Raw genomic sequence first — 24,245 nt, forward strand, 5'->3', positions numbered from 1 at the left:
ATAATACCCTTAGAGTAAAGAATTTACTACATGAAGAGGATTATCAGCAATATGTTTTTAAATGCCTTTGATTTAAGATAGACATTATTTATACCAAACCCTTTGAGAGTTTAGTATAAATAATATCTAGATATTTTTAAAGGTATTAAATTAAGCGTAATATTAGGAACTACTTGAAGAAGCAGCCGCTGCAGCACTGGCAGCACAAGCTGCTGCTATTGTTGCTTGTTGCTGAGCAAGAATTATAGAGGTTATGCTATTCATTAAAGTAGTTTCAATTACACCTTTTTTAATGTTATCTACATAGAAGCTGGAAACAAGCATAGTGGATAACATAACTAAATTAGTTTTATCAATGCCCCACAAACTGTACCCAGATTTAGAATTAATATATTCATAGACTTCCTTTATCTCTTTAGCAATTGAAGCATCGCAACCTATTAGAGTTAAAACACCTAAGGAGGATAATGAGCTATAATGAAGCTTACACTTTTCTTTAGTCATACTTTCATATAATTCTATAGCACGAGTACATTTTATTTCTTCATCTTCATCGCCTAAAGCTAAAATATGAGAGAGAGTTTGAAGGTCGTTTCCTTTAGTTAAACCTCTATTATTTAATATTTTATAACAGGTTTCTATTTTGATATTAGTTTGATTTATATCTAAATCAGAAACTCCAAGTATTGCTGCAAATATATAATCATTATCAGAGGTTAGCCAAAAGTGGTTTTCCTTCATATTGTTATAGAACTCTCTCATTCTTGATATTCTATACTCTAGAGTATCAAATGCAACTTCTTTAGCCATAGTGTATGAGGTTAATGGAAGGTATACGCCCCTCTTAAAGCCATGAGATTTTAATTGTTCATACACTTCCAAGGTAGTTTTAAATAAGGTTCTATAGTCATCTTCAAAACTTAAAAGTGTAGATAAAATTGATGAGGTATTTCCACGAAAGTAAGAAGTAAATGAGGTCTCAGCTTTGATGTAATCCCTTATTTCTCTAATTTTATTAACATCTGCAGTTTTATTATTAAGGCTATGAATTAAGGCAGAAAAGTGATTAATTAAACTATTTTCCCATTTAAAATCTTTCTTAAGTGAATAAAAATTTTCTGACATTAAATCAGCTCTTTGTTTTATTTCAATATTCATAAGTTCCTCCTATAATAAAATTATCAATTATATTTTATCATATTTAATAGATACTTAATAATATGAGATGATCTTCGATGATATGATTATGCGATATTAGGTAAAATATGAGGATGGAGTAAATGGAAAATTTAGCATTAAAAATGAACTGCATTATTATTGCCATTATTCCCATTTGCAGGAATGATAATAAGTTGCAGTTCATTTTTACAAAAGGATCATGCTAGTTGTTTATTATTAGAGATAAGGTCCTTGTAGTAACCATTGAGTTTCATAAGTTCTAAGTGATTTCCATGCTCTACAACTTCACCATGGCTTAAAACTATTATTTTATCTGCATTTCTTATAGTGGAAAGCCTATGGGCAATTACTAAAGTAGTTCTATCTGTAGATGCATTTTCTATAGCCTTTTGAATTAACTTTTCTGTTTTAGTGTCTACATTAGCAGTTGCTTCATCTAATACTAGAATCTTTGGACTGTGGGCTAAGGCTCTAGCGAAAGAAAATAGCTGTTTTTGGCCTGCAGAGAAAGTGCTACCTCGCTCCATAACTGGTTCTTGTAAGCCTTGTGGCATGTTGTCTATAAAATCTTGGGCGCAAGATAGTTTAAGAGCCTCTTCTATAGTATGAATTTCGATTTCATCATTTAGAGTAATATTACTCTCTATATCTCCAGAAAATAAAAATACATCTTGCAGCACTACCCCTATATTTCGCCTTAAATCTCTAAGGCGTATATCATTAATATTAACTCCATCAATTAAAATTTCACCTTTTTGTATTTTATAGAAGCCACTAATTAAACTTATTATAGTGGTTTTACCAGCTCCAGTTTCTCCAACAAAGGCAGCAGTTTCTCCATTTCTAATATTAAAGCTCACATCTTTTAATATCCAATCTACATCATTATAAGAGAAACATACATTTTTAAACTCTATATTTCCTTTAAAAGTCTCCATTGGTATACCTGAGTCTAAGTCCTCCAGTATGTATTCCAAATCTAGAAGTTCAAAGATTCTGTCTGCAGAAACTAAGGCAGACTGAATGGTAGTATAGCTTTCACATAAGTCTGAAATAGGATTAAAGAATTGTTTTATATAAGTAGTAAAAGCATATAATACACCTATTTCTAGAGAATTATTAGATATTTTATCCATACCATACCAAATTAACATAGCTATGGCTACACTTTGGAAAACATCTGCAGAAGGTCTTAAAATACTGTTTAACCATACTTGGAAAGAGGTTCCCTTAAAATATTCAGCATTTAAAGCTATAAAGGAATCACTCTTTTGTTTTTCTCCATTAAATATTTGAACAAGTTTCATCCCAGAGATGTTTTCTGCCATAAAACCATTAATTTGACCTATAACACTTTTTATTCTTTTAAAATTACTTTTTATTTTATTTTTTAAAAAGAATACTAAAAAAAACATTAAGGGAACTACACAGAAAGATATCAATGCTAACGTAACATCCAGTGCTAACATTGCATAAAGTATTCCTACAAGTAAAAAAACATCTTTAAATAAATTTATTAATACATCTGTGTACATTTCATTTATAGCTTCCACATCATTAGTAGCTCTAGTTATAAGTCTTCCAGAGGAGGTTCTATCTAGATAGGACAGTGGAAGAAAGTGAATTATTTTAAATACTCTAGCTCTAAGTCTTTTCATGATTTTTTGGCTTACACTGTTGATGATATTCGCTTGGGCAATAGAAAAAAAACCACTAGAAACTATTAATAAAAAATACAATATTCCCATAGAGGTTATAGAATAAAAACCATTAGAAGGTATTCTTTCTATTAGGAAGTCATCAATAACTAATTTTAATATATAGGGCTTAATAAGTTGAACACCATTGATTAAGAGGACACAAAAAAAGGCTAAGATAATCATTTTAATATGTGGAATAGTAAGTTTCAATAATCTCCTTAAGCTTTTTGAATTATGAAACTTCGGTTTGGAATCCCGTGTCAACTTCTCTTGATTGTTCGCAGTAGATGTCATAATATGAACCTCCTTTACTTAATAGTTCTTCATGAGTTCCTCTTTCTATAATTTTTCCATGGTCTAAAACTATAATTTCATCAGCATATTTTACAGAAGAGATTTTATGGGCAATTATAATAGCAGTTTTATCTGCTCTTATTAATTTAAAATTATCTAATATTTTCCCTTCTGTAATTGTATCTACTGCAGAAAGAGAATCATCTAGGATAAGTATAGATGGATCTTTAACAATAGCTCTTGCTATAGAGGTTCTCTGTCTTTGACCACCAGATAGATTAACGCCTCTTTCTCCTAGAATAGTATCAAAACCTTGAGGAAAGTTTACTATACTATCATAAATACAGCTAGCTTTTGCAGCTTCTTCAATCTGATTTTGAGAGTAAAAGGGTTTAAAAAAGGCTATATTATCTTTTATTGAAGAAGAAAATAGGAAATTATCTTGGGGAACATATCCGAAGCCCTCTCTTAAACATTCCAAAGCATAGTCATTAATATCTATGTCATCAATAAATATTTTTCCACTTTCTATATTGTAGAGTTTTAGTAGGAGATTTGCCAGAGTGGTTTTACCAGATCCAGTTTTCCCAATTACACCAAGGGTATTTCCCTTAGTAAGGGTTATATTTATATTATCTAAAGCCTTTTCATCAGAATTTGGATAGGAAAAGCTAAGATTACGAATGGAAATTTTCCCTTGAATTTTTTTATCTATCATAGATTCTCCATCAGTTATATTAGGAGCTATTTTAAAAATTTCATCTAACCTTTTATAAGATGCCATACCTCTTTGAATTACATTTATAATACGTCCAATAGAGAGAATTGGATTCATTATCATTGTTAAATAGGTATTGAAGGCTACAAAGCTTCCAAGTGATATGGTATCATTTAACACCATATTTCCACCAATTATCAGATTTAAAACAAAGCTAATACTAAAGCAAATTTCGATAATAGGGGATAATAAGGAAGATACTTTTACCATTTCTAAATTAGAATTCATCATATCATTATTTAAGTCTTCAAAATTTTTAACTTCTTCATCTTCTTGAACATAGGCTTTTATAACCCTTATACCATAGATATTTTCTTGCACTCTACCAGAAATTGCTGCAAAGCACTCTTGAACTCTTTTAAAGCGTTTTTGAACCAATTTTCCTATGTTGAGCATTATTACTATAATGAAAGGAATTGGAGCTAAACACATTACAGTAAGCCTCCAATCTATGTTCTGAGTCATGGCATAAATTGCAGCTATACAAACTGAGATTCCATTAATACTCATGGCTGTAGCAGGCCCAAAAGTCATTCTTACAGCACCAATATCATTTATAGCATAGGCAATCAAATCTCCAGTTTTTCTTCTATTATAGAATTCAGCAGACATTTTTTGAAGATGAGCAAAGAGGAGTTCTCTTATGTAGCATTCTAATTTTCTAGAGTTTCCAATTATTAAGTTTCTCCATGAATATGTGCATATAAATGTTCCTGTAGCAATAAGTAACATATAAAAGATATTTATTTTAACTTGATGATTACTAAAATTTGAAACTTTTAAGATATCAATGGTTTCACCTAGTATTTTTGGAAATTTGGTTTGAATGTAGGCAGCTGAGAATAAAAATAATAAGCCAAAAATATAGGATATTTTATTATTAAGTACAAAGGTCAAGAACATATTTTTCTTTTTCATAACCTCACCTCCTAGTTTTTTGAATATGTCTCAATAGGAAGTAATTTAATCTAGAGTCTTTACGGAATCTCTTTCGATTAAGTTACTATTAATTGATATATTTTCATAAGGTTTTGAGGGGTTGTTTATTCTTTTCATCAAAAGTGCCACGGCAGCTTCACAGGAGTATTCAATATTTAAATCCATTGTAGTTAAAGAGGGAATAGAGTAGTTAGACATTTCAGTATTACCACTTCCAATAATAGATATGTCCTCAGGAACTTTGATATTTTTTTCATATAAAAGCTTTATAAGTTTTATAGCCATATGATCCCATTGACAGATTATAGCTGTAGGAATTTTTTTGCTGTCTAATAATTCCTCAATTCTTTCATTAAAATCCTCATTTATATCTATAAAGAAATCACTTTCAATAGGTAAACTGTAGTCTTCTAAGGCAGCAGTAATCCCCATAAGTTTTTCTTTATTTTTAAATATGCTAGTCTGCCCTATAAAGCCTATGTCTTTATGTCCATTTTTTATTAAGTATTCACATTGCTTATATCCACTATTATTAAAATTGAACCATACATTATCATAGTCATAGCAAGAAGGATGACCAGCATAAATAACTTGATTTTTAATTTTTTCTTTTAAAAATTGAATATACTTATGGTCGAACTTGCCTATAAAGATAACACCATCAAAAATATGACCCTTGGCAACTTTAGTTGGTAGAGTTAGGGTTTCGCTAATGTCTGTATCTATAAATTCAACACTATATTCTGCTCCAATATCTTGAATTGCTTTTTCAATTCCTTGAACCTTATAGCTAAAGGTACTATTATCTTGAACATAAGGTCTCTTATGAAGCACTAAAATATTTATATGTTCATTATTTTTTGATCTTTTATAGCCCATTTTCTGAGCTTCACATATGATTTTATTTCTGAGCTCTTCACTAACCCCTGATTGACCAGACAGTGCTCTACTTACAGAAATAGAAGAGATTTTAAGAGATTCAGCAATTTGAGCTATTGTAACTTTTTCGGTTCTCATTTATTATCCTCCTAAGAAAAATTTTTATATTAATATATAAAGCATATTTATTCAGATGCCTAATTTATATACTATAATTATAATTATACGATAGTAAAATTATAATTCAACGATATATTTTTGAGTTTGTAACGTAAATTAATAGAAGTATAAAAAGATTTATAGAGAATATGGATAATGTTTTATATTTATGTAAAATTGAATAAATAATTTATCTATAGTGATATAATTGTAATAAGATATATGAAAAAAATTGGGTCATCATACTGAATAGTTACTTTTTCGAAAGTACCTAAATAAAATTATAAGATTTAATAGAATTTTTTCGGAGGTGTAAACATGGATTTTTTACAAAGAATTGATGAATTAAAGGGTGAAATGATTAAATCAACTCAGGAAATTATCAAAATTAAGAGTGTACAGGAAGCTCCACTACCAGGGATGCCTTTTGGCAAAGGAGTACATGATGCTTATTGGTATGCTATGAATTTAGCTAAAGATATGGGATTCGAAATTAAGGATTTAGATGGATATGCAGGACATATTGATTTTGGTGAAGGTGTGGAAACTGTAGGAGTGCTTGCGCATATTGATGTAGTTCCAGAAGGCGATAACTGGACTTATCCACCTTATGGTGCTGAGATTCATGATGGGAAAATGTACGGAAGAGGAACTTCAGATGATAAAGGACCTGCAATGATTACTCTCTACGCTATGAAGGCACTAAAGGATAGTGGAGTTAAGCTAAATAGAAAAATAAGACTTATACTTGGAAATAATGAAGAAACGGGATGGGAGTGTATGAAGCATTATTTTGCTCATGAACAAGCTCCAGATATGGCGTTTACTCCAGATGCAGGATACCCAGTAATAAATGGAGAAAAGGGAATATTGAACTTTAATTTGTCAAAAGAATTTAAGAATAAACAACAAAGTGATGGAATTAAAGTATATTCTATTACTGGAGGAACTAGAAGTAATGTAGTAGTTGAAAATTGTGAAGCAGTTATTTCTAAGGCTAGTGAAATTTTAGATAGAGCTAAAATTTATGAAAAAGAAAACAATATAGGAGTGGCAGTAGAGCAATTAGAAGACAAGATTGTAGTTAAAATTAAGGGAGTATCTGCTCATGGCAGCACACCTGAACAAGGAATTAATGCAGCCTCACATATGTTTAGGTTTTTAAACTCTCTAAATCTAGCATCAGGAGATATTAAAACATATATAGAATTCTATGCAGAAAAAATAGGTCTTGAAGTAAATGGAGAAGCAATTGGATGTGGTTTTAAACATGAACTTGGAGATTTGACCTTTAATGTCGGGGTAGTTAAAGTAGATATGGATTTAGCAGAGGTAACTGTTAACGTAAGATATCCTATCAATCTTAATTATGAAGAAGTACTTAAGTCAATGGAAGTTGCCACAAAGCAATATGGAGTAGCTATAGAGTATCAAGGTGGGCAAGGGCCTATTTATATACCAGAAGATAGTGAACTTATAAAAAAACTTATGGCTGTTTACGTGGAAATCACAGGAGATACAGAAAATAAACCTAAAACTATAGGGGGAGGAACCTATGCTAGAGCAATGAAAAATTGTGTAGCCTTTGGATGTGGTTTTCCAGGGCATGAAGAAACTGAGCATCAAAGAAATGAGTATATGGCAATAGATGACATGATGCTTAATGCTAAAATTATCACTAAAGCGTTATATGAATTAGCTAAATAAAGTAGAAATTGAGTATAGGACTTCCTCTATATAAATTAATTTATATAGAGGAAGTCCTATTGTTAGATTATATTTTAATATAGTATCGATAGAAAGCAATTAATATTAAGCTTGATTCTGAATATATAATAAGTTATAGCTACTATATTAAAAACAGAGTGTAATATTATAATAAATTTATAAAAATACCTTATTGTCAAATATATAAAATATTTGGCAATAAGGTATTGTTTTTTGACTAGATATATCCTACACTAATTACATATATTTCTATATTAAGTTAATAATTACATTTAATATAGAAATATACAATAGTTTTGGTGTGAAAGTTGGAATATTTAAAATATTAATAGAATATTCATAAGAGATAAGGATTAAATCTATACAGCATATAATGTTTTGTAATTTATACTACTTTTTATCTTTACAAGTACAAATTTTATTAGCATTATAAACTACTTCAAGAATCTAGCCTCTTTAAAAGTTTTGTTAAAAATTCTGAAGAAATATAAAAAGTAAATCTTCAGGATTAAAATGGAGACTTAAATGTTTCCAAATATATTTTATTAATTAAGTAGGAGGTAAAAAAATGAAGTCAAAAAAATGGATTAGCCTTTTAGTAGCAGCCACTATGGTAACAGGCCTAATTGGACTTGCTGGATGCAACAAAAAAACTGAAACTAAAGATCCTGACACAAAACCAGTTGAGGAAACAACAGGAAAGAAGGATGCAGATCAACACTTAAAACTCATATTACTAGAACCACAAACCTTAGATCCAAATGAAGCACAAGATACTTCAACCCATGTAGTACTTTCTGCGGTTCAAGAAAGCTTAGTTAGAGTAAAAGTTGTGGATGGCAAGGATAAAATAGAACCTGCAGGTGCAGAAAGTTGGGAAGTTTCACCTGATGGACTTACATGGACATTTAAACTAAGAGATTATAAGTGGAGTGATGGTGTAAAGGTTACTGCACAGAACTATGTAGATTCCTATTTAAGACTATTAAATAAGGAAAAAGCTTTTCCTTATGCATATTTCTTATATGATATAAAAGGAGCTGAAGCATATAATAAGGGCAACGGAAAGATAGAAGATGTAGGCGTTGTTGCTAAGGATGACAGTACATTAGTTATAACCTTAGAAAAACCAACAGCATATTTTGAGAAGAAGTTAGTGCATACAGCAATGTTCCCTATTAGACTTGATGTTATAGAAAAAGGTGGAGAAAATTGGAGCACAGATATTACAAAGCAGGTTTATTCTGGACCTTATAAAATAAAAGAATGGATAAGAGATAATAAGTTAGTTTTTGAGAAAAATGCAGATTATTGGGATGCAAAAAATGTAACTATAGAAAGAGTTGAAATGAATGATATCAAAGAATTCTCAACTCAAGCTCAATTATTTGAATCAAAGCAATTAGATGTTACAGGTTCTAGACAAGAATATATAAAAAAATGGACAGAAGCAGCTAAAACAGGAAAATTCCAAGCAGCAGTAGGAGAAGTTCCAGGTGCTTGGTATTTAGGATTTAATATGAATGGCGGTCCAAGTGGATTAATGGCAAATCAGAAGATAAGATTAGCCATGGCATTATCTGTAGATAGACAAGAATATGTAGATGTAATTACTGGAAGATATACTCCAGCTTATGGTTGGGTTCCAAAGGCAATAGAAGCAGGAGATGTAAATTTTAGAGAGAAAGTTAAAGAACCTTTAAAGGAGTTAGCAGATGAGTATCTAAATAAACCAGAAAAATTGCAAGCATTATTTAAAGAAGGGCTTAAGGAATTAGGAAAAGACACTAGTGACTTAAGTAAAGTAAAACTTAAATATGTTACTACGGGCGCTACAGCATCTGCTAAACAACAGCAAGAGTGGTATCAACAACAATTCTTAAAGAATTTAGGAATAAATATTGAAGTTCAGGTATTAGGCGATTTTGGTATATGGATGAAAGCTATAGATAATATGGAATATGACTTTATGATGTGGGGATGGAGCGCAGATTTTAATGATCCAATAAACTTTTTAGAGATGTTCCAAAGTAAAGGTGGAAATAATTCTGTAAAATTAAATAATGCAGAATATGACAAAATATTAGCAGAACTTCCAAATGAGACAGACCAAAATAAGAGAATAGAAAAATATCAAAGACTTGAAGAAATATTAGTAAAAGAAGAAGTTGCTATAACTCCAATGTATTATGAAGATACAAGAAGATTTACACAAAACTATGTTAAAGACTTCATGACACCTAAGTTTGGACCAAGTTATGAGTGGAGATGGGCATATACTGAAGGTAGATAATTCATAATGGTATTAATGTGCACAGGGACCTATTAAAGTCCTGTGCATTATTTAAAAGGAGGGATTTTTATGATGCGTTATACCATTAGAAGATTTCTGGAGATGATATTAACACTTTTTATAATAGCCACAGCCACTTTCTTTTTATTAGAGGCAGTACCAGGAGATCCACTTAGTGCAAAGGTACAAAAACTACCAGAAAATATAAAAGAAGCAATGTATAAAAAATATGGATATGATAGACCAGTTCAAGAAAGATATATAAAATGTATGACAGGAATACTCCATGGTGACTTTGGTACATCCATAGTTTACCCAGGGGAAACTGTTGTCACTGTAATAAAAGCAAAACTTCCAGCCTCTGCAAGATTAGGGATACAGCAGATTATTCTAGGGGGTGGATTAGGTATCATTTTAGGAATTTCAGCAGCCATGAAGAAGGGTAAATGGATTGACTATACAATAATAACGACGGCTATATTATTGATTTCAGCGCCATCCTTTATTTTTGCTTTGGGCTTACAAAAAATATTTGGAGGAATCTTAGGATGGGTTCCAATAATAGGATGGCCACAAGGAAAGGACCTATGGTTTGGAGGCTGGGAATATACAATATTACCGACCCTTTCAGGATGTTTTGTATATATTGCATATTATTCTAGACTCTTAAAAACTTCTATGTTAGATGTTATAAATCAGGATTATGTGTTAACAGCAAAATCTAAAGGTTTATCAAGTAGAAAAATAGTATCAAGGCATATATTAAGAAACTCCTTAATTCCATTGGTTACGAATTTACCAATTGCAATTGCCATGTGTATAACAGGATCCTTCTTTATTGAAAGGGTATTTTCCATACCGGGCTTAGGGCATTATTATATAGGAGCAGTTCAAGGACAGGATTTATCAATGATCATGGGACAAACCATAATCATAACATTCATGTATGTTATATGTATATTTTTAACAGATGTTCTGTATACTGTGGTTGATCCAAGAATAAGAATCACTGGTGGAAAAAGATAAGGTGAGGAGGACTATGTATGGTTGAATTTAAAATAGACGATTTTCATGTAATCGGATGCGATGATGCGGATAAAGACATAATAAGCAGACCTAATATAAGTTATTGGCAGGATGCCTGGAGAAGGCTTAAAAAAAATTATGTAGGTATGATTTCTCTATGGGTATTAGTGTTTTTAGTATTAATGGTTATAGTCGGACCCTACATCACAGGAAAAAACTATGTAACCATGAATACAAAACTTGGAGATTTGCTTCCGAGTAGTGAATACTGGTTTGGTACAGATAGATTAGGAAGAGATCTATTTTCAAGGGTTTGGTTTGCAGGAAGAATGTCCATAGCTATAGGGCTTGTTGCAACCACAGTACAAATAGTTGTAGGATGTCTATATGGCGGTGTAATGGCTTATTTTGGAGGATGGGTAGATGAAGTTATGATGAGAGTCATAGAAGTAATTACTAGTGTTCCAGATTTGCTTTTAACCATACTTATGCTAGTAGTTTTAGGAAACAGTGTTGGAGCTTTGATTGTTGCATTAACAATCACAGCCTGGTGTGGAACTGCGAGGATGATAAGGGGACAATTGATGCAGCTTAGAGAGTCTGAGTATGTATTAGCGGCTCAGATGTTAGGGGCATCACCTACGAGAGTTATAGTAAAACACTTCATTCCTAATACTATAGGAGTATTAATACTAAATATAGCCTCAAGTATACCAGGATATATCTTTGCTGAAGCAGGACTTAGTTTTTTAGGAATTGGGCTTCAACCTCCAGATACAAGTTGGGGAGCACTTATAGCTTATGGAAGGGAAGTTATGGAATTCTATCCGACTCAGCTAATATTCCCAGCGCTTGCACTTTGTATTACAGTATTGGCATTTAACTTGTTGGGTGATGGTCTAAGAGATGCACTTGACCCAAGACTTCGTCAATAGTAGGAGGGAAAGTTATGGAGAAACAATTAGAAGTTAAAAATTTAAGAGTATCATATTATACCTATGCTGGAGAAGTGAAAGCTGTTAGGGGAATGTCCTTCGATGTAGATAAGGGAGAATGCATTGCTATAGTTGGAGAATCAGGTTGTGGAAAAACTGTTACGTCTAAAGCTATAATGGGGTTAATTCAATCACCACCAGGAGAAATAAAAGAAGGAAGCGAAGTTATTTATAAAGGTGAAAATATATTGAATTTTTCAGAAAAACAATGGCAAAACTTTAGAGGTGAAGAGTGCAGTATGATCTTCCAAGATGCATTAACAGCTCTAAACCCAACCATGAAGGTAGGAAAGCAGATTGCAGAGAATTTAATAATTCATAGAGGGATGAGAAAGCATGAGGCATTAAGCGAAGCAAAGAAGATGCTAGAGCTTGTAGGTATACCTAATATAGAGAAAAGAATTAATCAGTATCCCCATGAATTTTCAGGGGGAATGAGACAGAGGGTTATGATAGCTATAGCATTGGCTTGTAATCCTAGTATACTTATAGCAGATGAACCTACTACAGCATTAGATGTTACCATACAAGCACAGATAATAGATATTATAAAAAATCTTCAACAAAAATTGGGAACTTCTGTTATATTAATAACCCATGATTTAGGTGTGGTTGCAGATCTTGCAAATAGAATTTTTGTTATGTATGCAGGGAAATTAGTTGAAAAAGGAAATTATAAAGAAATATTCTATAATCCTAAGCATCCCTATACTTGGGCATTGCTTAAAGCCGTACCTAGATTAGATGCTGATGATAAAGAGGAATTAGTATCTATTCAGGGAACACCCCCAGATTTGATATGCCCTCCAGCTGGATGTGGCTTTGCATTAAGGTGTAAAAACTGCATGAATATATGCTTAAGAGAAGAACCACCAACATCTGAGTTTGAAGAGGGGCATACAGTAGCGTGTTGGCTACATCATCCTATGGCTCCCAAATTAGAAGTACCAGTTGGAGTAGGAGGTGCTAAGTAGTGGAAGAAAAAAATAATGCAGTAATGGAAATTAAAGGTTTAAAAAAATATTTCAATGTGGGTAAAAAAGCAATTTTGAAAGCAGTTGATGATATAAGTATCTCTATAGGAGAAGGAGAAACAGTAGGGCTTGTTGGTGAATCAGGATGTGGAAAAACTACTTGTGGAAGAACTTGTGTAGGAATGTATGAAAAAACTGAAGGAAGCGTTATATATAAAGGAATGGATGTTCATAAATTAAGGGGAAGAGAGAGAAAAGCCTTTTCTAAGGAGGTTCAAATCATTTTCCAAGATCCATATGCATCACTAAATCCAAGAATGACTGTAGGAGACATAATAGCAGAGGGTATAGACATTCATAAATTAGCTTCTAATTCAAAAGAGAGAAGTGAGAGAGTCAATGAATTCTTGAGATTAGTAGGATTAAATAAAGAACATGCAAATAGATTTGTTCATGAATTTTCAGGAGGTCAAAGACAAAGAATTGGTATAGCAAGAGCACTTGCAGTAGAACCTAAATTTATAATGTGTGATGAACCAATTTCAGCATTAGATGTTTCTATACAGGCGCAAATTGTAAATCTTTTAATGAAATTGCAGAGGGATATGGGATTAACCTATTTATTTATAGCCCATGACCTATCTATGGTAAAGCATATATCTAATAGAGTAGCTGTTATGTATCTTGGAGTTATAGTAGAGCTTACCAATAGTAAAGAATTATATAAACATCCAAGTCATCCATATACTAAGGCATTATTATCTGCAATACCTATACCAGATCCATTGGTGGAAAGAGCAAGACAGAGAATTATGCTAGAAGGAGATGTACCTAGTCCTATAAATCCTCCATTAGGATGTAAATTTGTTAAAAGATGCAAATATGCCACAGCCAGATGTAATGAAGAAGCGCCAATTCTTAAAGAGATATCAGCTAATCACTTTGTAGCGTGTCATTTATATTAGATTGATTTTATATTTTAAATATAGGAAAAGGATTGTGTTATGAATAGAACTATAGATTATTTTAAAGACATAATGAAAGCACTTATGATAGGTATAATGGTAGCTTTGCTCATAATGGTGTTAACTGCACTGATAACATTTATAGTAAATCACAATAATATTAAAGGAGTTTTAGAAACAGTTAAAAACACTTTATTTATTATTGGAGCATTTGGACTATTAATATGCTCTGGATTTATATTAAAACGAGATTCAAGGAGACCATTAGCATACGAGGATCAATGGAAGGAAAAATTTAGAACTATCAAATTTCAAAATGTTTTAATGGTTATAACTGTAACACTTTTATGTTTTGGAATAGGTATAGATAGAATTATTTATTATTGGTAATCTTATAGCTTAAATACAACTCTATTAGAGGGGTATTTAAGCTTATTTTTTATGGTAGAATATATAGAGATATTTAAGTGCGTTGATAAAGATGCACATTACTACTGGAAAGCAGTTTCGAAAGATTCATTTATAATAATATGCATATTTATCAATCCAGTATGATAGTAAAATCATAAATAGAGAAAGGAAGTAAAACATAGTTATGGATAGCAATAATAATAGATTGGAAGAAATTGAGGAGTAAGTTGCATGATTATAGTTAACACAAAACAAGAGTTATTTGAGTTAGTTGAAAAAAATTCTATGGTACTTCTATATTTTTCGTCAGAAAATTGCTCTACTTGTATGGCATTAAAACCAAAGATTCAACAGTTACTAACTAAGTACCCAAAAGTAATTTCAGGTGAGATAGAAGGACGGGTGTTATCAAAGTTTGCTGCAGATTTTAATGTTTTTTCGCCACCAATAATTATTTTGTATGTGGATGGAAAGGAGACCATAAGAGAGGGCAGATATGCTAGCATTGAGGAATTAGAAGGAAAGATTAAAAGATATTATGAAATGATATTTTAATTTATAGACTATGTTTCAATATAGGGCTAAATTTTCTGTAAGTTACTTCTTTTGCAATACTATGTAGTTCTTTATCAATACTATATTGAAACATAGCTAATTTATAAAATATTTATGTATGTAAATATTTTCATAAAGGGATGATTAATTGAGGAAAATATTATAGAATATAGATATAAATATATTTTAGGGGGGCTAATTATGAATAAAGCTGTTAATATTGATTGGAAAAATCTTAGTTTTAGTTATATGAAGACAAATTTCCGCTATATTTCTATTTGGAAAGATGGAAATTGGGATGAGGGTATACTTACAGAGGATAATAAGTTAACCATTAGTGAAGCTTCAACATCATTACATTATGGACAGCAATGCTTTGAGGGCTTGAAAGCCTATAGAACTAAGGAGGGAAAGGTACAATTATTTAGAGTAGATGAAAATGCAAAGAGAATTAATAGAAGTTGTAAACGATTGCTAATGCCTACAATTCCAGAAGAAAAATTCATAGATGCTTGCATACAGGTGGTAAGAGCTAATGATGAATTTGTACCACCTTATGGAACTGGTGCAACTTTATATTTAAGACCTTTTGTTATAGGGATAGGGGATAATTTAGGCGTAAAACCTGCTCCTGAATACATGTTTTGTATATTCTGCTCACCTGTTGGACCTTATTTTAAAGGGGAAATGGCACCAGTTAATTTCATGATAGCTGACTATGATAGAGCAGCACCATTAGGTACAGGTTCTGAAAAGGTAGGAGGAAATTATGCAGCAAGTCTTTATCCTCATGAAATAGCAGTTAAGAGAGGATTTGCTGATTGTATTTATCTAGATCCAGCAACTCATAGTAAAATTGAAGAAGTAGGAGCAGCAAATTTCTTCGGGATTACTAAGGATAATAAATTTATTACTCCAGAATCTGAGTCTATTTTACCGAGTATAACTAAATATTCACTAATGTATCTTGCAAAAGAGTACTTAAAAATGGAAGTAGAAGAAAGAGATGTACTTATAGATAATCTTTCAGAATTTAAAGAAGCCGGTGCTTGTGGTACAGCTGCAGTTATTACTCCAATTGGAGGAATTGAATATAAAGGAGGACTTCATGTATTCCATAGTGAAACAGAAGTAGGACCTATAACAAAAGAGCTCTACAATACATTATGTGGAATACAAATTGGAGATGTAGAAGCACCTGAAGGATGGATATTTGAAGTATAGAAAATAAAAGAGAATAAAGAGAATATAATTTCATATAAGGTTCAGCTAGGTTTAAATTTCTAGCTGAACTTTTTTATTTGATTTTATTTTAAATGATTTTTAATAATATGTAGTTCTAGAATCAACAATCATTTAAAACACAGTCCTTTAACTTAATTATATCTGAGAAAAAGACAATTTTATATAAATAAAGGAAGTATAGAGTTATACCAATGAGTGTATAGAAAGGATTTCACTTATTTTAACAAGGTAAAGTGTAAAATTTTGTTGTTAATTTAAGTAAAAAAATGTAATTTAAGTATTGAAATTACATATAGTATAATTTAAAATTAAACTAAGTAATCAGTAAATTGATAAAAATGCAGCTAATTTCAACTTGAGTAAACATATTTATTTTATTTATACATAAATATTTTATTAAATAAATAAAGTATTAATACAATCTATATTTTTATTAAGGGGTTGAAGGGGAAAAATGAATAAGTTATTAAAGAAAATTGCAACATTGGTTATCACTGGAGCATTTATATTTACAGGATGTGGAGGGGCATCGTCTGGAGGAGATAAACCAATTGGTGACAAAGAAGCCTCAAAAGAAATTAAAGTTGGATTTCTTTATTCAGGGCCAGCTAGTGATGGAGGATACAATTATGTCCATGACCAAGGTAGATTATATCTAGAAAAGGAACTTGGAGTTAAAACTGTTTATAAAGAGTCAGTAAAGGAAGAAAAATCAGAGGTTCAAAAAACTGCTGAAACTATGATAGAAGAGGGATGTAATGTAATTATTGGAGTTAGCTTTGGATTCCAAGAAGGATTACTTGCAACAGCTAAAAATTATCCAGAAGTTAAATTCCTACATTGTTCAGGTTTTGAACTAGCTGATAATATGGGGCAATATTTTGGTAGAATACATGAAATGCAATATCTAAATGGTGTTATAGCTGGATTAACGACTAAGACAAATAAATTAGGATTTGTTGGTGCATTCCCATTTCCTGAGGTTATAAGAAATATAAATGCATTTACATTAGGTGCAAAATCAGTTAATCCTGATGTAACTGTAAAGGTTAATTGGACAAGCACTTGGTATGATCCAGCAAAGGAAAAAGAGGCTGCAAAAGCATTACTTGATGCTGGAATAGATGTAATAGGACAACACCAAAATACACCAGGACCACAACAAGCGGCAGAGGAAAAAGGTGCATTTGCAACTGGATATAATACAGATATGAGTAAAACAGCTCCAAAAGCTAACCTTTCTTCAGCAGTATTTAATTGGGGATCTTACTATGTAAAGGCAGTTAAAGATATACAAGATGGAAAATGGAAATCAGAGAAATATTGGGGTGGAATCGAGGATAAGGTTGTTGATATAGTTATAACAGATTTAGTATCATCAGAAAACAAGGCTAAGGTAGAAGCTGTAAAAGAAGATATAAAGTCAGGTAAAAATAAGATATTTCAAGGATCTATAAAGGATCAAAAGGGACAAGAGAAGCTTAAAGCTGGAGAAGTTATGAGTGATGAAGATGTTTGGAATATTAACTGGTTTGTAGAGGGTATAGATGGAATAATACCAAATAATTAGCGAAAATAAAGGAGAACTGAAGATATTACCTTCAGTTCTATTTTTAGATTGAGGAGGATAATATGAAAATCGATGCACCATATATTTCTATGAATGATATAAAAAAGATCTTTGGTAAAGTAGTGGCAAATAATAATGTGAATTTTAGTGTAAATGGAGGAGAGATACATACCTTACTTGGTGAGAATGGAGCTGGTAAGAGCACCTTGATAAATATTTTGTCCGGTGTGTATAGTCCAGATAACGGAAGTATATCAATACATGGTAAACAGATGAATTTTACTTGTCCTAAGGATGCTATTAAAGCTGGAGTAGGAACTATATATCAACATTTTAAATTGGTAGAAGCTATGACTGCTAGGGAGAATATAACTCTTGGTTTTACAACAGGTATTTTTCATGGTAAGGATAAAGTAGAGGTGAAAATTAAAGATATATGCAAAAAAATGGGTCTTGAAGTTGATTTAAATAAATATGTAGGAGATATGTCAGTAGGAGAAAAGCAGAATTTAGAAATAGTAAAGGTACTTTATAGGGGAGCTGATATATTAATACTGGATGAACCTACAGCCGTGTTTACACCTCAAGAAACCAAAAAATTATTTGAAATAATGAAGAAGATGAAAGAACATGGCTGTGCTATTATTTTCATATCTCATAAGATGGATGAAGTAATGGAAGTAAGTGATAGGATAACAGTGTTAAGAAAAGGGGAAGTTGTTAGAACAGTGGATAAGAAAAATACTAACCCCAAAGAACTTACTGAGCTTATGGTTGGACGTTCAATAAATTTGGCTATAGAAAGAGCAGAAATAGAATCAGGAAAAAATATGCTAGAAATAAGGAATTTAACTATATTAAACGAAGAAAAAGTAGAAGCTGTAAAAAATATTTCTTTTAATATTAGGTCTGGAGAAATTCTTGGAATTGCAGGTATAGCAGGATGTGGACAGAGGGAATTATGTGAGGCTATAGCTGGAATTTACCCTATAAAATCTGGGGATATAGTATTTGAAGGAGAAAGTTTAGTGGGGAAAAATCCTAAGGAGTTTATAAAGAAAGGAATATCTATGAGTTTCATTCCAGAGGATAGGTTGGGAATGGGATTAGTAGGGTCCATGGATATGGTAGATAATCTTATATTAAAAAGTTACCATAATGAAAAGGGACTATTTATTAATAGGAAGCCAGTAGAAATAAAAGCTAAGGATATTGTTAATACGCTAGAAATAAAAACTCCAGGAGTTCATTTTCCAATAAAATATTTGTCTGGAGGTAATATTCAGAAAATTCTATTAGGTAGAGAATTGAGTTCACAACCTCGACTTCTTGTAATGGCCTATCCAGTCAGGGGACTTGATATCAATACTTGCTATACTATATATAATTTAATAAATGAAGAAAAGAAGAAAGGTACAGCTATTTTATTTGTTGGGGAAGATTTGGATGTACTTATGGAATTGTGCGATAGAATAATGGTAATGAGTGGAGGAACATCCACAGGAATACTTGATAGTGCCGAAGTTACAAAAGATAAATTGGCACTTATGATGGTGGGAGAGAATATTCATAAGGTTAAGGGGTGCTGTAGATGATTAAATTTATTAAAAGAGGTGAAGTTAGTAAGAAGATTAATTTTATTGTAAGAATTATGGCTATAATCTTAGCATTAGTAGTTGCAGGTATATTTATGGCAATACTAGGTCATAACCCCGTAGAAGTTTATGGATACATGATTAAGGGTGCCTTTGGATCGCCTGGGAAAATAAGACAGACTATAATATTAGTAATCCCTCTTTTGATAACAGGGCTTGGGGTGTCAGTAGCATTTAAAATGCAGTATTGGAATATTGGAGGAGAAGGTCAGATATTAATGGGAGCCTTTGGGGCTTCTCTATTTGCTCTTAACTTTCCTAGCTTACCAATGCCCCTGTTATTAATTTTAATGATAATTTCAGGTGCTATATTTGGTGGATTATGGGCATTAATTTCAGGAGTATTAAAGGTGTATTTTAACACTAATGAAACCATAACCACCTTGATGTTAAATTATGTAGCACTAAAAATCATAACTTACTTACAATATGATGCATGGAAGGATAAACAAGCGCTTGGATTTCCTAAGATAGCAAACTTTCCGGATAATGCCATATTTCCATCAGTATTTAGAGTTCATATTGGATGGATAATAGCATTGGTGTTAGTGGTTATATTCTATGTGTCTATGAAGCACAGTAAGATGGGATATGAGATATCCGTGTTAGGTGAAAGTGAAAACACTGCAAAATATGCAGGGATAAATATTAAGAAAACTATACTTAAGGCAGTATTTATAAGTGGAGCAATGTGTGGGCTAACAGGGGTTATCCAATCATCTGCAGTTAGTAACACATTATCTGTGGAAGTTACTGGTGGAATGGGGTATACAGCCATAATTGTGGCTTGGTTATCCAATCTTAATGCTCCTATTATGCTTATAGTATCGGTATTATTTGCAGCTTTACTGGAAGGTGGAGCTTATATCCAGACAGCATTTGGAATTCCTAATGCAGCAGCATCAGTAATGCAGGCATTGATATTGTTTTTTGTATTAGGTAGTGAATTCTTTGTAAAATATAAACTAGTTTTTACAAATAAACTCAAAAAGAGTAATTCTGGGGAAGTCCGCAAAATAGAAAGTAAGGATGAGGTGATATAATGGATTGGGTAGCATTTTTTGCATCTGCAGTGGTAGCAGGAACACCACTACTATTTGCCACTTTAGGAGAGATAATAACTGAAAAATCAGGAAATTTAAACTTAGGTGTTGAAGGTATGATGCTCCTAGGGGCGGTTGCTGGATTTATTGCAGGCTTTAAAACTGAAAGTGCTACAATAGCCTTAATTTCAGCAATGGTAGCAGGAGGGCTTGGTGGGGTAGTATTTTCTTATTTAACAGTTTCATTAAGAGCAAACCAAGTAGTTACAGGATTAACACTTACCATATTTGGAACAGGGATTTCAAGTCTCTGGGGAGTAACTGTAGTAGGACAGATAGTTCCAGAATCCATTAAAAAGATATTTACGCCGACTAAGATACCAATTTTAGGTGATATACCCTTTATAGGAGAGATATTCTTTAGACAAGATGCATTTATATACTTGTCTTACATTATAGCTATAGTGCTAGGAATATATTTACTGAGAACAAATAAGGGAAATAATTTAAAGGCAGTAGGCGAGAATCCATCAGCTGCTGACGTAGCAAGCATTAATGTTAAACTATATAGATATATTCATACTATATTAGGTGGAGCGTTATGTGGTCTTGGAGGAGCATATTTATCACTAGTTTATGTGCCTGCATGGCAAGAAAACATAACTGCAGGAAGAGGATGGATTGCAGTAGCATTAGTTATTTTTGCATCATGGAATCCTTACAAGGCATTGGCAGGTGCCTACTTATTTGGAGGACTAGATATTATAGGCTTTAGAGTTACTCAGTCAATAATATCCCCATATTTTCTATCAATGTTGCCTTATGTAGTGACAATTATTGTATTGGTACTAGTATCTGCAAGGAAATCTAGAAAAAATGCACCTCCAAAGTCTCTAGGAGTTGCTTATTTTAGGGAAGAACGATGATAACAAATGAATTTATATAGTGAATAGTGAGAACTTAAATATTATTTTTCTGAAAAAAGTAATATTTAAGTTCTTTTACTTTTAACATATATGGAAATATACACAATATAAAAGTTTTATTTATAATTTTATGAAAATAAAAGTATAAAAATGTTTGACTTCGACAAAAAATGCTGTTAAAATAAAACACGAACTATAAAAAGACTACATAATACAATGTTCGTAATTATATTAAATACATCAGTTTTGCAGAGGAGTTAATGACTATGAAGAAGAAATGGGCTTATATATTATTTATACCATGCTTGGTGTTGGTTCTATATTTTTTAATAGTACCACTTTTAAGCACTATAATTCCAACTTTTAGTGTAGACGGAAGTTTTAGTTTAAAAAATTATATGGATTTCTTTAAGGATGAATACATGGTAAAAATATTCATAAGAACCTTAAAGGTATCTCTAATAGCCTCCTTAATTTCTATGATTATTGGGGTACCCACAGCTTATTTTATATCAAGGACATCGAAAAAACTTAGAGGTCTATTGATGGCAATGACTATATTTCCAATATTGACAAATTCAGTAGTTCGTTCTTTTGCTTGGATGAGTATATTAGGAAAAACAGGAGTCATAAATAGCTTACTTATGAAGTTAAACATAATTAAAGAACCCCTGTCTCTTTTATATACAGAAGGAGCAATAATAGTTGGAACTATATATATTTTTTTGCCATTAATGATAACTTCACTTGTAGGCGTTATGGAGAACATAGATAAGGATCTATTAGAAGCTGCGGAAAGCTTAGGAGCTAATAGATTTAAAGCTTTCTTAAAAGTAGTATTTCCTCTAAGTGTGCCTGGGTTAATAGTTGGAACAGTACTTGTGTTTACAGGTTCATTAACAGCATATACAACACCTCAATTATTAGGTGGAAATAAAAATACTGTATTAGCGACGCTTATATATCAGAAGACTATGACTCTAGGCGACTGGCAAGGTGCAGCAGTAGTAGCTAGTATAATGATTGTGACTACATTGCTGGTTATAAAAGGAATAAACTATCTTGCAGGAAAGCTAGATAAGAGAGGTGTGTAAGATGAAAAAGAATAAGATGTTAACATTGTTTGTGTTTTTAGTATATACATTTTTATTTGCTCCACTTATTATCATAACTTTGACAAGTATAGGAACAGAAAGTTATATAGCGTTCCCACCTAAAGGCTTTAGTTTACAATGGTTTGTAAATATTTTTAAATCAAAGTCTTTTATGCAGACCATGGGCACAAGTTTTCTAATTTCTATAGTAGCTACATTGACAGCATTAGTTATTGGAGTACCAGTAGCTTATGGATTAAGTAGAATGAATTTTAAGGGAAAGGGAGCACTAAAAAGTTTCTTTTTTTCACCACTTATAATACCAGGAATAGTAGTTGGATTTTCACTATTTCAATTTTTAGTAGCAAAGTTACAACTGTCTATATATATGAGCTTATTCATAGGACATACCTTGGTAATTATACCTTATATAATTAGAGTTATTGGATCTAGTTTAGAAGTCTTTGATTACTCTATTGAGGAAGCTGCCATGAGTTTAGGATGTACAAAATTTATGACATTCTTTAGAGTGGTTATGCCGAATATAACCTCAGGAATAATAGCAGCATTTATGTTAGCATTTATAAATTCCTTTAATAATGTACCTGTATCTATATTTTTGACAGGTCCGGGGGTTAGTACTTTACCAATAACTATGATGAGCTATGTAGAATACAATTATGATCCTACAGTTTCAGCTCTATCAGTTTTATTGATGTTGATAACTATAGGAATCATGTTTATAGTAGAAAAAACCTTAGGCTTAAGCAATTTTTCAGCTTAAATATTGGAGGAGTAAGCATATGGATTTAATTAACTTAAAAGATATAACAGTATCCTATGATGGAAAGATAAATATTCTAGAAAACTTGAATTTAAAGATAAAGAAAGGGGAATTAGTATCTCTTTTAGGACCAAGTGGATGTGGTAAGACTACAACACTTAGAGTTGTAGCAGGCTTTATTGAGCCAGTTAAGGGAAGTTTTATGTTACAGGATAAAGACTATACTAATATTCCAGTGCATAATAGAAACTTTGGATTAGTATTTCAAAGTTATGCATTATTTCCACACTTAAATGTTGAAGAAAATGTGGCCTTTGGATTAAAGATGAAAAAGTTGCCTAAAGAAGAAATTAAGGAAAAAGTAAAGGAAATAATAAAACTTGTAGATATGGAGCATTTAGCTAAAAGATACCCAAAGGAGTTGTCAGGAGGACAAAGACAAAGGGTTGCTATTGCAAGAGCTTTAGTTATAGAGCCAAGTTTATTGCTACTAGATGAGCCGCTAAGCAACTTAGATGCTAAGTTAAGACTTAAAATGAGGGTAGAAATTAGAAAACTTCAACAGGAATTGGGGATAACCACATTATTCGTAACCCATGACCAAGAGGAATGTTTTTCTATATCCGATAGAGTTGCAGTAATGAATAGTGGATTAATAGAGCAGTTTGATACTCCAGAGAATATATATTCAAATCCAGCTACAGAGTTTGTGGCAAGATTCGTAGGGTTTGAAAACTTCATAGATTTAGAAATGGTTTCTAAAGGATTATATAAGACTTCATCAGGTCATGAATTTAAGGTGAGCAATGGCGAAAAAAATGGTTCAATTAAGGGAACTATAAGACCAGAAGATATTAAAATAGTTGAAGAGAAGATTGATAATCTTATAGAAGGTAGAGTTGAAATAAGAACATTCTTAGGTAAATCTTATCAATATAACGTAACTACAGATATTGGAACTTTAATCGTTAATAGTGAAAATGATGTGATTTACAATCAAGGAGATACAATTAAACTTCACTTACCAGAAAATAAAATGGTATTAGTATAAAA

The 24,245-nt window shown here is 31.7% G+C and carries 20 protein-coding genes; 16 read left to right on the forward strand and 4 right to left on the reverse strand.

The window, feature by feature from the left end; all coding sequences use genetic code 11:
• Positions 1 to 162 precede the first annotated feature (162 nt).
• The 4 genes from ACI48Q_RS03285 to ACI48Q_RS03300 all read right to left on the reverse strand — a co-directional run bounded on the left by ACI48Q_RS03285 (position 163) and on the right by ACI48Q_RS03300 (position 5,907).
• Positions 163 to 1,158: a DUF4003 family protein gene (locus ACI48Q_RS03285; protein ID WP_474917614.1), complete on the reverse strand. Its 996-nt coding sequence runs from the start codon at positions 1,156 to 1,158 to the stop codon at positions 163 to 165.
• Positions 1,159 to 1,376: 218 nt separating this feature from the next.
• The gene (locus ACI48Q_RS03290) at positions 1,377 to 3,173 is read right to left on the reverse strand and encodes an ABC transporter ATP-binding protein (RefSeq protein ID WP_474917615.1); all 1,797 of its coding nucleotides are present in this window, start codon (positions 3,171 to 3,173) and stop codon (positions 1,377 to 1,379) included.
• A complete protein-coding gene (locus ACI48Q_RS03295; protein WP_474917616.1) occupies positions 3,112 to 4,869 on the reverse strand; it encodes an ABC transporter ATP-binding protein in 1,758 nt (585 codons plus the stop codon). Before ACI48Q_RS03295 ends, ACI48Q_RS03290 begins: the two co-directional genes overlap by 62 nt.
• Before the next feature lie 45 nt (positions 4,870 to 4,914).
• Complete coding sequence (locus ACI48Q_RS03300) at positions 4,915 to 5,907, reverse strand: LacI family DNA-binding transcriptional regulator (protein WP_474917617.1); 993 nt, start codon at positions 5,905 to 5,907, stop codon at positions 4,915 to 4,917.
• Between the two features lie 339 nt (positions 5,908 to 6,246).
• On the opposite strand from ACI48Q_RS03300, the gene pepV reads away from it, so the two are divergent.
• The 16 genes from pepV (at position 6,247) to ACI48Q_RS03380 (ending at position 24,243) form a co-directional block, all read left to right on the forward strand.
• Positions 6,247 to 7,635, forward strand: coding sequence for a dipeptidase PepV (gene pepV, locus ACI48Q_RS03305; protein ID WP_474917618.1), 1,389 nt, complete (start codon positions 6,247 to 6,249; stop codon positions 7,633 to 7,635).
• A gap of 589 nt (positions 7,636 to 8,224) precedes the next feature.
• A complete protein-coding gene (locus ACI48Q_RS03310) occupies positions 8,225 to 9,949 on the forward strand; it encodes a peptide ABC transporter substrate-binding protein (protein ID WP_474917619.1) in 1,725 nt (574 codons plus the stop codon).
• Positions 9,950 to 10,018: 69 nt separating this feature from the next.
• Positions 10,019 to 10,975 (forward strand): ABC transporter permease, encoded by a 957-nt coding sequence (locus tag ACI48Q_RS03315; protein ID WP_474917620.1) that lies wholly within the window; start codon positions 10,019 to 10,021, stop codon positions 10,973 to 10,975.
• Positions 10,976 to 10,992: 17 nt separating this feature from the next.
• Entirely contained in the window at positions 10,993 to 11,910 is a 918-nt protein-coding gene (locus ACI48Q_RS03320) for an ABC transporter permease (protein WP_474917621.1), read from the forward strand.
• A gap of 14 nt (positions 11,911 to 11,924) precedes the next feature.
• Complete coding sequence (locus ACI48Q_RS03325; protein ID WP_474917622.1) at positions 11,925 to 12,944, forward strand: ABC transporter ATP-binding protein; 1,020 nt, start codon at positions 11,925 to 11,927, stop codon at positions 12,942 to 12,944.
• Positions 12,945 to 12,967: 23 nt separating this feature from the next.
• The gene (locus tag ACI48Q_RS03330; RefSeq protein ID WP_474918328.1) at positions 12,968 to 13,909 is read left to right on the forward strand and encodes an ABC transporter ATP-binding protein; all 942 of its coding nucleotides are present in this window, start codon (positions 12,968 to 12,970) and stop codon (positions 13,907 to 13,909) included.
• A gap of 39 nt (positions 13,910 to 13,948) precedes the next feature.
• Positions 13,949 to 14,299, forward strand: a complete 351-nt coding sequence (locus ACI48Q_RS03335) for a hypothetical protein (RefSeq protein WP_474917623.1) — start codon at positions 13,949 to 13,951, stop codon at positions 14,297 to 14,299.
• Positions 14,300 to 14,551: 252 nt separating this feature from the next.
• A complete protein-coding gene (locus ACI48Q_RS03340) occupies positions 14,552 to 14,875 on the forward strand; it encodes a thioredoxin family protein (RefSeq protein ID WP_474917624.1) in 324 nt (107 codons plus the stop codon).
• 201 nt (positions 14,876 to 15,076) lie between these two features.
• Positions 15,077 to 16,099 (forward strand): branched-chain amino acid aminotransferase, encoded by a 1,023-nt coding sequence (locus ACI48Q_RS03345; RefSeq protein ID WP_474917625.1) that lies wholly within the window; start codon positions 15,077 to 15,079, stop codon positions 16,097 to 16,099.
• A 475-nt stretch (positions 16,100 to 16,574) separates the two neighbouring features.
• Positions 16,575 to 17,690, forward strand: coding sequence for a BMP family ABC transporter substrate-binding protein (locus ACI48Q_RS03350; RefSeq protein ID WP_474917626.1), 1,116 nt, complete (start codon positions 16,575 to 16,577; stop codon positions 17,688 to 17,690).
• A gap of 62 nt (positions 17,691 to 17,752) precedes the next feature.
• Positions 17,753 to 19,285, forward strand: a complete 1,533-nt coding sequence (locus ACI48Q_RS03355; protein WP_474917627.1) for an ABC transporter ATP-binding protein — start codon at positions 17,753 to 17,755, stop codon at positions 19,283 to 19,285.
• Positions 19,282 to 20,388, forward strand: a complete 1,107-nt coding sequence (locus ACI48Q_RS03360) for an ABC transporter permease (protein WP_474917628.1) — start codon at positions 19,282 to 19,284, stop codon at positions 20,386 to 20,388. Before ACI48Q_RS03355 ends, ACI48Q_RS03360 begins: the two co-directional genes overlap by 4 nt.
• Positions 20,388 to 21,314 (forward strand): ABC transporter permease, encoded by a 927-nt coding sequence (locus ACI48Q_RS03365; protein ID WP_474917629.1) that lies wholly within the window; start codon positions 20,388 to 20,390, stop codon positions 21,312 to 21,314. Before ACI48Q_RS03360 ends, ACI48Q_RS03365 begins: the two co-directional genes overlap by 1 nt.
• Before the next feature lie 266 nt (positions 21,315 to 21,580).
• Positions 21,581 to 22,408, forward strand: a complete 828-nt coding sequence (locus tag ACI48Q_RS03370; protein ID WP_474917630.1) for an ABC transporter permease — start codon at positions 21,581 to 21,583, stop codon at positions 22,406 to 22,408.
• A 1-nt stretch (position 22,409) separates the two neighbouring features.
• Positions 22,410 to 23,192, forward strand: a complete 783-nt coding sequence (locus ACI48Q_RS03375; RefSeq protein WP_474917631.1) for an ABC transporter permease — start codon at positions 22,410 to 22,412, stop codon at positions 23,190 to 23,192.
• 19 nt (positions 23,193 to 23,211) lie between these two features.
• Positions 23,212 to 24,243 carry an ABC transporter ATP-binding protein gene (locus ACI48Q_RS03380; RefSeq protein ID WP_474917632.1) on the forward strand — a complete coding sequence of 344 codons (1,032 nt, stop codon included), beginning with the start codon at positions 23,212 to 23,214 and terminating at the stop codon, positions 24,241 to 24,243.
• The last annotated feature ends 2 nt before the right edge of the window (positions 24,244 to 24,245 follow it).

This window comes from Clostridium sp. LXY-7 (genome assembly GCF_056172015.1).